14 protein-coding genes are annotated in these 14,899 nt (G+C 42.2%); 9 read left to right on the top strand and 5 right to left on the bottom strand.

All coding sequences use genetic code 11. From position 1 onward, the window contains the following. The first annotated feature begins 40 nt into the window (after positions 1-40). Positions 41-1,417 (top strand): 23S rRNA (uracil(1939)-C(5))-methyltransferase RlmD, encoded by a 1,377-nt coding sequence (gene rlmD / locus V514_RS0115635; protein WP_029500819.1) that lies wholly within the window; start codon positions 41-43, stop codon positions 1,415-1,417. Positions 1,418-2,159: 742 nt separating this feature from the next. Here rlmD and V514_RS0115630 read toward each other — a convergent pair. Continuing rightward, positions 2,160-3,341: an MFS transporter gene (locus V514_RS0115630; protein WP_029500818.1), complete on the bottom strand. Its 1,182-nt coding sequence runs from the start codon at positions 3,339-3,341 to the stop codon at positions 2,160-2,162. 531 nt (positions 3,342-3,872) lie between these two features. Here V514_RS0115630 and V514_RS20560 point away from each other — a divergent pair. The 3 genes from V514_RS20560 to V514_RS0115615 all read left to right on the top strand — a co-directional run bounded on the left by V514_RS20560 (position 3,873) and on the right by V514_RS0115615 (position 7,911). Beyond that, complete coding sequence (locus tag V514_RS20560) at positions 3,873-4,049, top strand: SE1561 family protein (protein WP_200864038.1); 177 nt, start codon at positions 3,873-3,875, stop codon at positions 4,047-4,049. A gap of 146 nt (positions 4,050-4,195) precedes the next feature. Beyond that, positions 4,196-5,737, top strand: coding sequence for a fumarate hydratase (locus tag V514_RS0115620; protein ID WP_029500817.1), 1,542 nt, complete (start codon positions 4,196-4,198; stop codon positions 5,735-5,737). 278 nt (positions 5,738-6,015) lie between these two features. Then, on the top strand, positions 6,016-7,911 hold the full coding sequence (locus tag V514_RS0115615) for a heavy metal translocating P-type ATPase (protein ID WP_029500816.1): 1,896 nt from the start codon (positions 6,016-6,018) through the stop codon (positions 7,909-7,911). A gap of 46 nt (positions 7,912-7,957) precedes the next feature. On the opposite strand, the gene V514_RS0115610 is transcribed toward V514_RS0115615, so the two are convergent. Both V514_RS0115610 and V514_RS0115605 read right to left on the bottom strand, forming a co-directional pair. Continuing rightward, a complete protein-coding gene (locus V514_RS0115610; protein ID WP_029500815.1) occupies positions 7,958-8,929 on the bottom strand; it encodes a YihY/virulence factor BrkB family protein in 972 nt (323 codons plus the stop codon). 51 nt (positions 8,930-8,980) lie between these two features. After that, positions 8,981-9,328: a hypothetical protein gene (locus tag V514_RS0115605; protein ID WP_029500814.1), complete on the bottom strand. Its 348-nt coding sequence runs from the start codon at positions 9,326-9,328 to the stop codon at positions 8,981-8,983. Positions 9,329-9,517: 189 nt separating this feature from the next. On the opposite strand from V514_RS0115605, the gene V514_RS0115600 reads away from it, so the two are divergent. The 4 genes from V514_RS0115600 to dhaM all read left to right on the top strand — a co-directional run bounded on the left by V514_RS0115600 (position 9,518) and on the right by dhaM (position 11,807). Beyond that, positions 9,518-9,739, top strand: coding sequence for a DUF1128 domain-containing protein (locus V514_RS0115600; RefSeq protein ID WP_029500813.1), 222 nt, complete (start codon positions 9,518-9,520; stop codon positions 9,737-9,739). A 131-nt stretch (positions 9,740-9,870) separates the two neighbouring features. Beyond that, positions 9,871-10,854, top strand: a complete 984-nt coding sequence (gene dhaK / locus V514_RS0115595; RefSeq protein WP_029500812.1) for a dihydroxyacetone kinase subunit DhaK — start codon at positions 9,871-9,873, stop codon at positions 10,852-10,854. A gap of 12 nt (positions 10,855-10,866) precedes the next feature. After that, complete coding sequence (gene dhaL / locus V514_RS0115590; protein WP_029500811.1) at positions 10,867-11,448, top strand: dihydroxyacetone kinase subunit DhaL; 582 nt, start codon at positions 10,867-10,869, stop codon at positions 11,446-11,448. Continuing rightward, positions 11,445-11,807, top strand: coding sequence for a dihydroxyacetone kinase phosphoryl donor subunit DhaM (dhaM, locus tag V514_RS0115585; RefSeq protein ID WP_029500810.1), 363 nt, complete (start codon positions 11,445-11,447; stop codon positions 11,805-11,807). Before dhaL ends, dhaM begins: the two co-directional genes overlap by 4 nt. A gap of 43 nt (positions 11,808-11,850) precedes the next feature. On the opposite strand, the gene motB is transcribed toward dhaM, so the two are convergent. Further along, the gene (motB, locus tag V514_RS0115580) at positions 11,851-12,636 is read right to left on the bottom strand and encodes a flagellar motor protein MotB (protein WP_029500809.1); all 786 of its coding nucleotides are present in this window, start codon (positions 12,634-12,636) and stop codon (positions 11,851-11,853) included. Next, complete coding sequence (gene motA, locus V514_RS0115575; protein ID WP_029500808.1) at positions 12,620-13,423, bottom strand: flagellar motor stator protein MotA; 804 nt, start codon at positions 13,421-13,423, stop codon at positions 12,620-12,622. Before motA ends, motB begins: the two co-directional genes overlap by 17 nt. Positions 13,424-13,640: 217 nt before the next feature. Here motA and V514_RS0115570 point away from each other — a divergent pair, with 217 nt between their 5' ends. Beyond that, a complete protein-coding gene (locus V514_RS0115570; protein ID WP_029500807.1) occupies positions 13,641-14,873 on the top strand; it encodes an aminopeptidase in 1,233 nt (410 codons plus the stop codon). Positions 14,874-14,899: the final 26 nt, after the last annotated feature.

The following is a 14,899-nucleotide window of genomic DNA, read 5'->3' as shown; positions in this document are numbered from 1 at the left end:
TTATAATGGAGAAATGAATTTAGAAAAGGACGTGTCTATGTTGCAACAACAAACCATTATGTCAGTCGGCAAACGCATTCCGCTGAACATTAAAAAACTAGGGATTAACGGCGAAGGGATTGGTTACTACAAACGTAACATCGTATTCGTTCCTGGTGCTATTACAGGCGAAGAAGTGTATATCGAACTGACAAAAGTCGCGCGCGGTTATTCAGAAGGTAAAATTTTAAAAGTGCAAAAACGTTCGAAACATCGTACAGCACCACCATGCCCGGTCTATGATGAATGCGGTGGCTGCCAACTTCAACATATGAAATACGATATGCAGTTAAAAGCGAAACGCGATATTGTCGCGCAAGCTCTTGCAAAATACGTACAAGCAGATGCCAAAAAAATCGACCTACGCCCAACAATCGGCATGGACGACCCTTGGGATTATCGCAATAAGAGCGCATTCCAAGTACGACAATCTGGCAATAAAGTGTTAGCCGGTCTTTACGCTGAAAACAGTCATAAGCTACTCGACATCGAGGACTGTGCTGTACAACATCCGATGACGTCTAAAATGACGACAAAAGTAAAACGCATTATTCAAGATTTAGAAATCCCTGCGTTTAATGAAAAAACAAATCGCGGCATCGTGCGGACAATCGTTGTGCGTACAGGCGTCAACACAGGCGAAACACAAATCGTCTTTGTCACAACGACGAAAAACTTTGACCATAAGGATGAGCTTGTCGAACGCGTCAAAGCATTGGATTCAAAAATTGTGTCAATCGTACAAAACATCAAGGAAGATAGTTCGCCGCTTATTTTCGGCGACAAAACAATCGTCTTAGATGGCAAGGAAACGATTCGTGAAGAGCTTGGCGAATATGCATTTGATTTATCTGCACGCGCCTTCTTCCAATTGAATCCGACACAAACGGTTCATTTATACAATCAAATTAAAAAAGCCGCGAAACTCACTGGCAACGAATCAATCGTTGATGCGTACTGCGGCGTTGGTACCATTGGTCTATGGTTATCAAAAGGTGCGAAAGAAATTCGTGGGATGGACATTATTCCAGAATCAATCGTGGATGCGAAGAAAAACGCGAAAAAATACGGCGTCGAAAATGCGACTTATGTACAAGGTACGGCCGAGCATTGGTTAGAACAATGGCGTCTAGATGGTTATGTGCCGGATGTCGTAACCGTCGATCCACCACGTACCGGTTTAGATAATAGCTTTATTGATACGATGCTCGTTATTCGCCCAGAGCGTATCGTCTACACATCGTGTAATCCATCAACACTCGCAAAAGATTTAGCGCAGCTAATGGAGCTATACAATGTGGAATATATTCAACCAGTAGATATGTTCCCACAAACAGCTCACGTTGAGAGCGTTACATTACTCACATTAAAAAAATAGCTAGCACGCGGGAGGCCATCACTTGATGGCCTCCTCTTTTTTTAAACACTTATCAGAAATGAGCGAAAAGCCCAAGAAGCGTGTTTTCGATACGACATAGTTGAAAATAAGTGACAAAACGCGACAATAGACGGGCACTTTTTACGCCTTGTAATAGACATCGTGCAAAAGCTGTCAACAAAAATTTTTATTTACTACTTATAACAGAGATTGTTATCATTTCCGAGCACTCCAGCGGGCTTATTTTTGCCCGGAATCGTCGAAAAACAGCCCATTTTGCGACTCTAACGGGCACTTTTAACACAAAAATTGGCGCGCAACAGCCGCCACTGTCATTTATTCAACTTGAGACAAAATGCGACAATTCTTCGCTGTCGCTATGACGAGCACAACACAAAAAAGCCGATACAACAACAAAAAAGGACGAAACAGGCGCTCTAACGGGCATTTTTTGTCCCGTTTTTCACAGCCTACATTACTAGCTTTTAGTAACTATCGCCAACATGTTAGTAATTTTCATGGATAATTCCCTCAACAAGCAAATCATTATTAATATCTTAGGCTTATTCACTTAGTGCTGTCGCATAGTTAAAAATATGTTGTACCCGAAACACGCTACTCGAGCTCATGAGCGATTTCTGGCAAGCCATTTAAAAATCGCACAACAAAAAAACAGGGCACGCGCAGCAACGGCGACCCTGTTTTTCGTCATGTGTCATTGGACTTGAATGATTGCCAGTACTTAAATGCCTTGCTGTCTAGCAATGTTTTTTTTACGACCACCCATTGTAATAATCGCAAATACAGCAAACAATAATAGCGCTACTAATAATAAATAGCTCATCGTCGCATATTCAACGAAGGCGCCTCCTAAAAATGGTCCTGTTAAACTACCGATACTAAAGAAAATACTGCACATTAAATTGCCTGTTGGCAGCAGCTCTCTTGGTGTTAGGTCGGTCATAAATGAAATGCCGAGCGAAAACATCGAGCCACAACACATGCCTGCTAGTAAAAAGGCCACGAACACAAACCATTGATGCGACTCTACAAAGCTCCCGATTAAAAACATCGTACCGCCACCAACTAAGCCAAATGTGATGACCTTGTAACGCCCGATACGATCGCCAAGCGTGCCCATTGGAACTTGCGTTATGATGCCACCAATTGAAAAGGCTGATAAAATAAGTGCGACCACCGCGACATCAAATTCGCGGCGTAGCGCATAGACTGGGAAAATAGCATTAAGCGATGATTCTAAAAAACCATAAACAAGTGGTGGTAAAAAAGCAATCCACGCATAGCTAAGCGTTTTTTTATAACGATGCCACACATTTGAGTTAGCGCTCGCCACATCAATTGGCTCAGGTCGTTCATTTTTCAATGTAAATACGAGTGCCCATGAAACGAGACAAAGCAGCGTTGACACGATAAATGGTAATGCTTCAGAAATGTTCACAAGTGGCACCATCAACGGCCCTACCGCAAAACCAACACCAAATGATAGACCGTAAATGGCGATGCTTTTGCCGAGCGTTTCATGGTGTGCTGTACTCGTAATCCACGTTTGCGACGCAAAATGTAGCGCATTGTCGCCGATACCGATAAATAAACGTAAAATAAACCAAAATAACAAGCTCTTCCACAACGGAAATAGCATCAGTGAAATGAGGACGATTGCGCCGCCTGTTAAAATGACCGGTTTGTAGCCAAATTTGCGTAACGGTTTTTCGATAAATGGCGAAATAAGCAATGTGCCGATATACAAGCCTGTCGCATTTAAACCATTTAGCGCTGATGATACGCCATCGCGTTCAAAAATAATGGAAATAAGCGGGAGCAGCATGCCTTGTGAAAAGCCTGAAATCGACACGATTGCAACGAGCACCCAAAACCGTCTTTTTGCATATGTATCTTGTTGCACGACGTAGTTCCCCTTTCAAAATATGAATTCAACCTACTATAACAAAATTTAAGGCATAGAAAAAGACTCAGATACATCTACAACGTAGGAGTTCTGAGTCTTGTTAACTTTTTATCATATTCATTTGTATTAAACGTAGTCCCCGGCAAATGGATAAAAATAAATGTGTTTTTACCGACAACGGTTTAATGTACCTCCTTTATTTTACAATCTGTCAATACTGGGAGCCAGCTGAGTCATCGCGTAGTGTGCTAATTGAACGGTTATTGGATACTTGGAAGAGGTTTCCTTGTTCAGGTCTTACAATGCTACGCCATGTCACCTAGAAAAGGGCATCCATCTATCATGTTTTCTATCGTCTACACCCTCCTTCCCTTCATCGTTAACCGTATAATATCACAAGATGTTAATTTTGTAAACATTCCAAATAGTCAGTTTATTAAAATCCTTATTTTGTCCTACGTTCCTATGTTCGACATTGTATTGTCGCAACTTTTCCGTTATGCTAAAGCTAACTAACGGAGGTGCCTCATGAAACCAATCTCAGATAAAGATCAACAAGTGAAATACTTGAAGGATCGTTTGCAAATGTTCGTTGAAGTATTAGATTCAATTGACCCTGAAAACACTGAATTAGCCGATATTGATCGTTTAATTTCAATGGTCGATGATTTAGAAGAAAAAATGGATCAATTTAAATCCCGCTAGCTACTTAAAAACTACCTTATATAGGTAGTTTTTTTTAAGTCATTTTCTGTTTCTACGCACATTTTTCTGTATCGCTATTCTATCTTTCTGTTTTGTCCTATATAATGAAGGAGACTATGTCACTTTATTTTTGAGGGGGATTTTTAATGAACTTAGAAACTTTAGAACAAAGCGTCTACGATTTAATTACCGAGACGTCGACAAACTTACCAAAAGACGTACGCCGTGCCGTAAAGCGTGCAAAAGAAGCTGAAAATGCTGGCACTCGTGCAGCGATGAGTTTAGACACAATCGCAAACAATATCTTCATGGCAGACGATAATGTATCACCAATCTGCCAAGATACAGGCCTACCAACATTCAAAGTAAAAACTCCTGTTGGCGTTAACCAAATCGAAATCAAAAAAATCATTAAAGATGCGATTGCACGTACAACTGGCGATGCAAAATTACGTCCAAACGCAGTAGATTCTTTAACTGGGAAAAACTCTGGCGACAACCTTGGCGATGGTTTACCTGTTGTGAAATTTGAACAATGGGAAAAAGATTATATTGAAATGAAGCTAATTCTTAAAGGTGGCGGCTGTGAAAACAAAAACATTCAATATAGCCTACCAACCGAACTTGAAGGCTTAGGCCGCGCTGGTCGTGACTTAGATGGTATCCGTAAATGTATCCTGCACTCGGTATACCAAGCACAAGGTCAAGGCTGTTCAGCTGGTTTCATCGGTGTTGGTATCGGTGGCGACCGCGCTTCTGGTTATGATCTTGCAAAAGAACAATTATTCCGTTCATTAGATGATACAAACGCGAATGAAGACTTAGCAAAATTAGAAGACTACATCGTTGAAAAAGCGAATACATTAGGTATTGGTACGATGGGCTTCGGCGGTGAAGCGACATTACTAGGTTGTAAAATCGGCGTTATGCACCGTATTCCAGCATCATTCTACGTTTCTGTAGCATACAACTGTTGGGCATTCCGCCGCATGGCAATCGATATCAGCCCTGAAACTGGCGAAATTTTAAACTGGCACTACCAAGAAGGCGAAAAAATTGATTTCGCAGAAGCTGCTGCTGCTGCAAAATCAAATGATAAGCCGGACAACAAAATGGTTGAGCTTGTTGCACCAATCACAGAAGAAAAAATCCGTTCACTACAAGTTGGGGATGTTGTGAAAATTAGCGGCCGTATGTACACTGGTCGTGACGCTATCCACCACCACTTAATGAGCCACGATGCGCCGGTTGATTTAAACGGTCAAATCATTTACCACTGTGGTCCTGTAATGGCAAAAGACGACAACGACAACTGGACAGTAAAAGCTGCTGGTCCAACAACGTCTATTCGTGAAGAACCATACCAAGGCGACATTATGAAAAAATTCGGTATCCGCGCTGTTATCGGTAAAGGCGGTATGGGTCCGAAAACATTAAAAGCACTTGAAGAGCATGGCGGCGTTTACTTAAATGCAATCGGTGGCGCAGCACAATACTATGCTGACTGTATCAAATCAGTTGATGGCGTAGACTTAATGGAATTCGGTATTCCAGAAGCAATGTGGCATTTAGGCGTTGAAGATTTCACAGCCGTTGTTACAATGGACTCTCACGGTAATTCATTACACGCAGACGTTCAAAAATCATCTGTTGAAAAATTAGCCCAATACGCTGAAAAAGTATTCTAAGCTATTTATATAGAAAGAAGCTAGTCGAGCCTGTCTCTGCTAGCTTCTTTTTTTATGCTCGCTAATTGTAAATGATAACCAATTGCAACGTTCACAATTGCGTACATTTTTTATGAAAATTTCTGTAATAGACCTTCCATTCATAAATTCACTATGCTATACTAATTACAAGTTTAGAATAATTCTAAATAAGAAATAAAAAAAGTGAATAAACCCTTTCAAATAAAGGTTTATATACCGTAATTGATAGCGATTTTCATTATCAGGAGGGAATGTAAATGAACAATACAAACGAGAATAGTAATCATTTAATTGAGAAACTAAAAGAACATATTGAATTAGTTGCTGCCATTACAGCAGGGATTCTTATTTTCATCGCTTGGTTTATCACGCGTGAAGAAATGTCAGGTATTGGTGTTGCGCTTTACTTATTAGCATTCGTTATTGGCGGCTTTGCAAAAGCAAAAGAAGGCGTTGAAGAAACGATTGCCAATAAGGAATTGAACGTCGAATTTCTCATGATTCTTGCAGCGATTGGCTCAGCGATTATTGGCTACTGGACAGAGGGTGCCATTTTAATTTTCATCTTCGCATTAAGTGGTGCACTTGAAACGTATGCGATGAATAAATCGCATAAAGAAATTTCCGCATTAATGGATATGCAACCTGAGGAAGCTTGGCTCGTACAAGCAGATGGCTCACTCGAACGCGTCAAAGTCGATACATTGCAAGTCGGCGATGTCATCATGATCAAACCTGGTGAGCGCGTTCCGACAGACGGCGTCATTGCAGACGGTGCAACATCGATTGATGAAGCCGCGATTACCGGCGAATCGATTCCAGTATCAAAATTTGCCGGTGACGAAGTATTTGCGGGTACCGTTAACATGACTGGTGCCGTTAAAATGACGATGACAAAACCAAGTTCAGAATCGTTATTCCAAAAAATTATCGACCTTGTACAATCAGCTCAAAGTGAAAAATCACCCTCTCAACAATTTATCGAACGCTTTGAAGGCACATATGTCAAAGTCGTCTTACTTACAGTTGGCTTCATGCTATTTGTGCCCCACTTCGTTTTAGGTTGGGACTGGACGACGACGTTCTACCGCGCGATGGTGTTACTTGTTGTCGCCTCTCCTTGTGCACTTGTCGCGGCAATTATGCCAGCGACGCTCTCTGCGATTTCAAACGGTGCACGTAACGGTGTGTTATTCAAAGGTGGTTTACACATCGAGCATTTAAGTGTGTTACAAGCAGTCGCATTTGATAAAACCGGTACATTAACACAAGGGAAACCGGTCGTAACAGACTTTATCGTGCGCGATGGCCTGGACGAGCAGCATACACTTGGCATGCTTGCAGGTATTGAGCACAATTCCAATCATCCACTCGCGGTGGCGATTACAACGTATGCGAGCGAACAGCAAGCCACATTTGCACAAGCAGCAATTACAGATATTCCAGGGTACGGCCTTGAAGCGACGATTGATGGGACATTTTATAAAGTCGGCAAAATGGACTTTGTCGGTCGCGACGCAGCACTACACTTTGCTGATGGTGCCGCTCCTACCCTTGCAGAAGAAGGGAAAACCGTTATTTTCATGGCCGACGATAGTGGTATCGTTGCGATGGCGGCGATGAAAGATACGGTACGTGAGGAAGCAAAACAAGCGATTGCGCAGTTAAAAGCACTTGGCATTCATACGATTATGCTCACAGGTGATAATGAAAAAACAGCGAAAGCGATTGCTAGCGAAGCCGGCGTTGAAAGCTATATCGCCGAATGTTTACCTGAAACAAAAGTAGCGCATATTAAAGATTTACTAGCGCAATATAAATTTGTCGGTATGGTTGGCGATGGCATTAATGATGCCCCTGCCCTTGCAACAGCCACAACAGGCATTGCGATGGGTGAAGGGACAGACGTAGCACTTGAAACAGCCGATGTTGTATTAATGAAAAATGATTTATCAAAAATTTCGTATGCGGTAAAAGTCGCGCGTAAAATGCAACGTATCGTGAAACAAAATATCATTTTTGCCATTAGTGTTATCGTGTTATTAATCGCGTCAAACTTCTTGCAAATCGTGGATCTACCACTTGGTGTGATTGGACACGAAGGAAGTACCATTCTCGTTATTTTAAACGGGTTGCGTATGCTACGCTTATAATTATAAAAAAGAGCTGAAGGCTTTATGCCCTCAGCTCTTTTTTTAGTTATTGTGATGATAATCGACGCTTGCGCGTATCCACCTGTTCTTTACGTTCCTGCATAATCGCATTCACAAGACCACCGACCATTAAAACCATGCCGGTAATGTAGAGCCATAACATGAGGATAATAATCCCTCCGATACTGCCATACGTTGCAGAATAATTTGAGAAGTTGTTAATGTAAATCGAGAAGACATACGAAATCACTAACCAACAAACTGTCGCAACAGCTGCCCCTGGAATGGCGTTTCGTAAATACATTTTGACGTTTGGCCCTAGCCAATACATAAAAATAAGGCCACAGAAAATAACAAGTGGCGGTAATAAAATACGGAACTTCGCAAAAACAGCCGCAAATGGCTCACCAAGGCCGATTGTATTCGCAAGGAAATGACCAATTTGTGCGCCAAATACCGGCAACACTAATGCGACAACTACTAATAAAATAAGTACGAGTGTAAAAATAACCGACATCGAACGCGCGATAATAAATGGGCGCGTTTCCACTTTGCCATATGATTGATTGAGCGATTTAATTAATGCATTTACACCATTTGAAGCTGACCATAATGTCGCTAAAATACCGATTGATAATAAGCCACCATTACGGTTTTGTAGCACATCTTTTAATGTATCGCCAACGAGTGAATACACTTGCTCTGGTAAAATATCTTGCAGCATCGCATACACTTGTTCTTGCGGTAAATTCAAAAATGGTACGAGCGTCATGACGAAAATTAATAATGGAAAGAGCGATAATAGGAAAAAGTATGCAAGCTGTGCACCCATACCTGACAGATCAGCTTGCGTTACTTTTTGCATAAAGCCTTTTCCAAAGCCTTTCCATGTGTCTAAATCATATTGCGGTTTGTGCACATCGTTTATATGCTTCTTTTCAATCTGCAGCATCTTTACTTTATCAAATACTTCAGATGAAGGCCCATTACGCTTTTTTGGTTTCTTATTCTCCCCCACCAGCACTCCTCCTTTGTTCAGAATGACAGGTGAATCGCATTATCCGCTACATTATTTCGCTGTATCGTCTGAAGTTGTGTGCGCTTCCTCTTCAGCAAAGGCTTCCTTCGTGTCCGAAACGAACGCCTTTACTTGCGGTGTTAGTGCTTTCACTTCTTCAAGTTTTTCTAAGTAATAGTCTTTATCTTCAGCGATGCGGTTGTAAGCTGTTTGAATCGCTTCGACCTTCGCTAAAAGATTGTCTTTCAGTTCATCACGATTTGCAGCGTAATATTGAACATTTGCTGAAGCGCTTTTCAGCTTCTGTGTAGTTTCTTGTCTTGTTTGACGGTCCAGTAAGCTGATTACTGCTCCTGCTACTGCCCCTAATGCAATTCCTGCTACGAGTTTATTCGCCATAATTGCTTCCTCCAAACTTTTCCAAAATATTCTACTATGTAGTAGTTTACCCTTCTACTTTACCAATAAAACGCCTGCTCTGTCCCCTGAAAGTCATATTTCCTAGAAGAAAGATTTGTCTTAAGACGTTGACATTCTTTTTCGAGCGTGAAATGATACGTATAGTTAAAATGAAAGGATGAGATTCGAGTGAATTTAAACGAACCATCAGTGGAAAATATCCATCATATTATTGAAGCATTAAAAGACAAATTACGCATGGTTAACGCCGATGCAATGCGTGCTGAAAGCTTTGATGCCTCAAACTATGAAGATTTATTAGATTTATACAACTTAGTAATGAAACGTGAATCATTTAGCTTAAGCGAAATGCACGCCATCGTTTCAGAACTAGGCTCATTACGCAAATAATTATTGACGATATGCATGTAAAAAGAGGCATCTAGAAATTAGGGGGGCCTCTTTTTGTTATCGTTAATTTTTGCATCGCAACGCCGGAGCGCATACTATAATAGTAAGACAAATTTTAGGAGGTTTAAATGATGAAGAAGATTTTGAACAATCCAAGTGATGTCGTAACGGAAATGTTAGCGGGTTTCGTGCAGCTCCATGAACATGTACAACTCTTGCCAGAAACACAAGTCATCGCGCGCAGTACGCCTCAAAACGGTAAGGTAGCGATTATTTCCGGTGGTGGTAGCGGTCATGAACCTGCCCATGCCGGCTTTGTCGGAGAAGGTATGCTCGATGCGGCGGTTTGTGGCCAAGTATTTACATCGCCAACGCCTGACCAGATTTTAGCAGCCATTAAAGCCGTCCATACAGGTGCCGGTGTATTTCTTGTCATTAAAAACTATAGCGGCGACTGTATGAACTTTGAAATGGCAAAGGATTTAGCTGACATGGAAGGCATCGATGTCGACTTTGTCATCGTCAATGATGATGTTGCGGTCTTTGATAGTAGCTTTACAGAAGGGCGTCGTGGTGTTGCCGGTACGCTCTTTATGCATAAAGTACTTGGTGCGGCCGCGGCACAACACGCTTCACTTGCCGACATTAAAGCGCTCGCTGACAACGTGGTGACACATCTAGCCTCCGTTGGGTTTGCGATTTCTCCTGCTACGGTACCGGAAGTTGGCAAGCCTGGATTTGAACTTAGTGCGACGGAAATGGAATTTGGTATTGGCATTCACGGTGAGCCCGGTTATCGCCGCGAAGAGCTAAAATCATCGCGTGACATTGCGCGCGAGCTCGTTGATAAATTGGAAGAAGAAACGGCGTGGGCATCTAAAAAAGTCGCGGTACTCTTTAATGGCATGGGCGCGACACCACTCATGGAACAATATGTTTTTGCCAATGATGTGTTGGCCATTTTACAACAGCGCGGCTATGAAGTCTTGTATAAAAAGCTCGGCAACTATATGACGGCCATTGATATGGCTGGTATGTCGCTTACATTATTTGAATTAGCAGATGCACAGTGGCTCGATTATTTACAAGCAGACACCGATGCCCCTGCATGGTAAGGAGGTTTTTTTATGTTAACAGTAAACAATACGATTAATTGGCTAAACAATTTTTGCGAGGCACTCATTCGTGACAAGGCGGCATTAAGTGAATATGACCGCATTATCGGCGATGGTGACCATGGCAACAATATGGCGCGTGGTGCGGTGCAGTTGAAACAAGCGTTAGAAGACGCACCGCCAGCAACGATTGGTGAAGCATTTAAAACGGCGGCTATGACATGGATTAGTAAGGTTGGTGGCGCATCCGGTCCTCTCTATGGTACGGCCTTTATGGAAATGGCAAAAGTTGCCGATACAAAGACGGAGCTAGACGAAGCGGCCGTAACCGCATTACTTAACGCCGGCATTGCGGGCATTCAAAAACGTGGTAAAGCCGTTGCCGGTGAAAAAACGATGCTTGATGTGTGGATTCCGGTAGCTGCACAACTCGATGCACGACAACTTAAACAAGCAGATGAGGCGACGACAGCGATGCGTGCAACAAAGGGCCGCGCGTCATTTGTTGGCGACCGTTCTATCGGTGAAGTTGACCCCGGAGCCGCTTCCTCTGCCTTATTCTTTGACGCCTTATTAAAGGAAGTGAGCGCATGATTGGTTTAGTGATCGTATCGCATAGTGCCGATATCGCACGCGGCATCCCTCAGCTCCTTGCACAAGTAGCGCCAGATGTGCCGATAACGTTCGCTGGGGGCACGTCAGACGGCATTGGCACAAGCTTTGAAGCTATTTTAGCGGCCATTGAAACAAATAGCGCAGACGAACTCCTCGCGTTTTATGATTTAGGGAGTGCCAAGATGAATTTAGATATGGCAAACGACATGAGCACAAAAGATATAACAATCGTTGATGCGCCGCTTGTTGAAGGAAGCTACGGCGCAGCGACATTGCTGCAAGTAGAAATGCCTAAAGAAGCTATTTTAGCACAGCTAGCACCCATTACCTTTAAATAATAAAAGGCAGCAAGCGCTTGATTCGCACTTGCTGCCTTTTCTGTTATTGCATTACATCTTGTTCGATATTCACGTCTTTTTTCGTGCCATCTTTTTCAACTAATGGTTGAATTAACACTTCAACGCGGCGGTTTTTCTTACGACCTGCTTCGGTGTTGTTTGAAGCAATCGGATTGTTTTCACCATAACCTTTTGCGCTAAAATATTTTGGATCTAGTTTGTCATTCGAATCGATTAACACGCTTAGGAAATTAACCGCACGCATAACACTTAGCTCCCAGTTACTATCATAAATTCCGCCCTGTGCCGGAATATTATCGGTATAGCCGGTTACCATTACTGGGCGCTGCTCATCAAATACTAAGAGCTTCGATAAATCTTTCGCTACTTTCCTATTTTTCGTGCCAATTTCAGCGGCACCTGATTCAAATAGCACGCTATCACGAATTGTAATGAGCAGCCCATCTTCGGTCATTTTCGTCGAGAATTGATTTTCAAGCTCACTGACCGCGATATAGTTTTCCACATCATCTTGAATACCACTTAACTCCGCTTGGTCTTTCATATAAGCTTGCATTTGTTGAGTCATTTCTGTACTTTTTGGTGTCATCGTTTCCGTTGGCGATGGATTATCCATCACGCCTTGCCCGCCATCGAATACTTCATTAAAGACGCTCGATAAAGCCGCCATTTTTTGGGCATCAATTGAACTCATCGCAAATAACACGATAAACAGCGCGAGTAATAATGTTAATAAGTCAGAGTACGGTAAGAGCCATGCCTCTGGAATTTCTTCTTCTTGTTTTTTCTTCTTACTCTTCTTTGCCAAGGCCACCCGCCTCGCTTTCATCCATGATTTTAGCACGCTCATCTTTCGTTAAGAATGACGCTAATTTTTGTTCGATGACGCGAGGAGCCTCCCCTTCTAACACTGACAGAATGCCTTCAATCATCATATTTTTTTGTTTTGCTTCAATTGCTGATTTACGTTTTAATTTGTTTGCGAATGGGTGCCATAACACGTAACCAGTAAAAATCCCTAGTAACGTTGCGATAAAGGCTGCTGAAATCGCATGACCTAACTTTTCAATATCAGTCATATCTTTCAGCGCGGCAACTAAACCTACTACAGCCCCAAGTACCCCTAGAGTCGGCGCATATGTACCAGCTTGCGTAAAAATGTGAGCCCCTGCGTGGTGGCGCTCTTCCATTGCTTCTACTTCTTCTGTTAATACGTCGCGAATGTAGTCCGCATTTTGACCATCGATGGCTAATGTTAAGCCATTTTTCAAAAATGGGTCGTCAATTTCATTCGTTTTACCTTCAAGTGCTAGTAGACCTTCGCGACGCGCTAAGTCTGCCCAGCTAGAAAACATTTTAATTAGCTCCACATCGTCTGCTAATTTATTGTTTGTGAAAATGATTTTAAATAGTTTCGGGATGCGTTTTAATTCATTCATTGGGAACGCAATAATAACCGTTGCTGCAGTACCTACTAGAATGATCAAAATCGCTGCTGGGTTTATTAAGGCATCTGGTGTTACACCTTTCAATGTCATCCCAACAAGTAAGGCAACAAAGCCAAGTATAAGCCCAACTACTGATGATATGTCCATAACCGTACCTCCAAATTCTCGTTCTTTTGTTTATTTCGGTAACTAACGTTAGATATTAAGAAAGTTTCAGCTTACACAAATGAATTTTATCATTATACCTATTTATTTTCCAATTTATTTCATAAATCGACATAAATTGCGAACATTCTTTAATTCGTTACCCGAAATTGTTACAATAAGGCTGTAACTCAATTATATATGAAGAGGATGATTTTGCATGAACGATTTTCAACAAAAACTTGAAAGTTATGCTGAATTAGGCATTAAAATCGGCGCAAATTTACAGAACAATCAATATTTATTTTTAAATATCTCTGTTGAGAACGTGCTACTTGCACACGCGCTAACAAAAAAAGCTTATGAAGCGGGTGCAAAACACGTTTTCGTTAGCTATTACGATGATGCCATCACACGTATGCGCTACGATTATGCACCGGAAGATTCATTTGATTTCTTCCCCGAATGGCAAGCGGCTGAAAAAGAATGGTTAGCTGAGCACGGTGCGGCATTTATTACCGTAAAATCGCAAAGCCCTGATTTATTACAAGGTGTGAATCCAGATTACGTGGCACGCGCGAACAAAGCAGCAGGTCAAGCGCTTAGCAAGTACCGCGAATATTCACAAGCCAATAAAATTAGCTGGACTGTTATGGCAGCTCCTACTGCGGCTTGGGCAGCAAAAGTATTTCCTGAGCTTGCGGCCGATGAACAAGTAGATGCGCTATGGGATGCGATGTTTAAAGCGACGCGTGCGGACTTAGCAGATCCGGTTGCTGCATGGAAAGCGCATGATGCGACATTGTCTGAAAAAGTAGCATTTTTAAACGACAAGCATTACAAAGCACTTCACTACACAGCGCCTGGCACCGATTTAACAATCGAGCTTCCGAAAACACATGTGTGGAGCGGTGGCGGTGCCGTGAATGAACAAGGCTTTGATTTTATGGCAAACATTCCAACAGAAGAAGTGTTCACTGCACCTCAATGGGATGGTGTCAACGGCTATGTGACGGCAAAAAAACCGCTGAACTATAGCGGTAACTTAATCGACAACTTTACGGTAACATTTGAAAAAGGTCGTATCGTTGATGTCAAAGCTGAGCAAGGAGAAGACATTCTGAAAAATTTAGTGGCGACTGATGAAGGCTCACATTATTTAGGTGAAGTTGCGCTTGTGCCACATAATTCGCCGATTTCAAACTCAGGTATTTTATTCTACAACACATTATTTGATGAAAATGCGTCAAACCATATCGCGATCGGTAGCGCATATGCGTTTTGTATCGAAGGCGGTACAACGATGACACAACAACAATTAAAAGAACATGGCTTAAACCGTAGCCTTGTGCACGTTGACTTTATGATTGGCTGCGCAGATATGGACATTGATGGCGTGTTAGAAGATGGTACAACCGAGCCCGTATTCCGTAGCGGCAACTGGGCATTTTAAATAGAAGCAAAGACAAAGGAGCAATA

This window comes from Kurthia huakuii LAM0618 (genome assembly GCF_000505545.1).
GTDB lineage: Bacteria > Bacillota > Bacilli > Bacillales_A > Planococcaceae > Kurthia > Kurthia huakuii.
Note: the sequence above shows the minus strand (reverse complement) of the source record. Positions and strands in the feature narration are given on the sequence as shown.

Bases quoted from the DNA above. Each gene is read 5' to 3' on its own strand.
- V514_RS0115620 (WP_029500817.1), top strand. From the start codon at position 4,196: ATGAACTTAGAAACTTTAGAACAAAGCGTCTACGATTTAATTACCGAG.
- V514_RS0115615 (WP_029500816.1), top strand. From the start codon at position 6,016: ATGAACAATACAAACGAGAATAGTAATCATTTAATTGAGAAACTAAAA.
- motA (WP_029500808.1), bottom strand. From the start codon at position 13,423: ATGGACATATCATCAGTAGTTGGGCTTATACTTGGCTTTGTTGCCTTA.
- V514_RS20560 (WP_200864038.1), top strand. From the start codon at position 3,873: ATGAAACCAATCTCAGATAAAGATCAACAAGTGAAATACTTGAAGGAT.
- dhaM (WP_029500810.1), top strand. From the start codon at position 11,445: ATGATTGGTTTAGTGATCGTATCGCATAGTGCCGATATCGCACGCGGC.
- dhaL (WP_029500811.1), top strand. From the start codon at position 10,867: ATGTTAACAGTAAACAATACGATTAATTGGCTAAACAATTTTTGCGAG.
- dhaK (WP_029500812.1), top strand. From the start codon at position 9,871: ATGAAGAAGATTTTGAACAATCCAAGTGATGTCGTAACGGAAATGTTA.
- V514_RS0115570 (WP_029500807.1), top strand. From the start codon at position 13,641: ATGAACGATTTTCAACAAAAACTTGAAAGTTATGCTGAATTAGGCATT.
- V514_RS0115605 (WP_029500814.1), bottom strand. From the start codon at position 9,328: ATGGCGAATAAACTCGTAGCAGGAATTGCATTAGGGGCAGTAGCAGGA.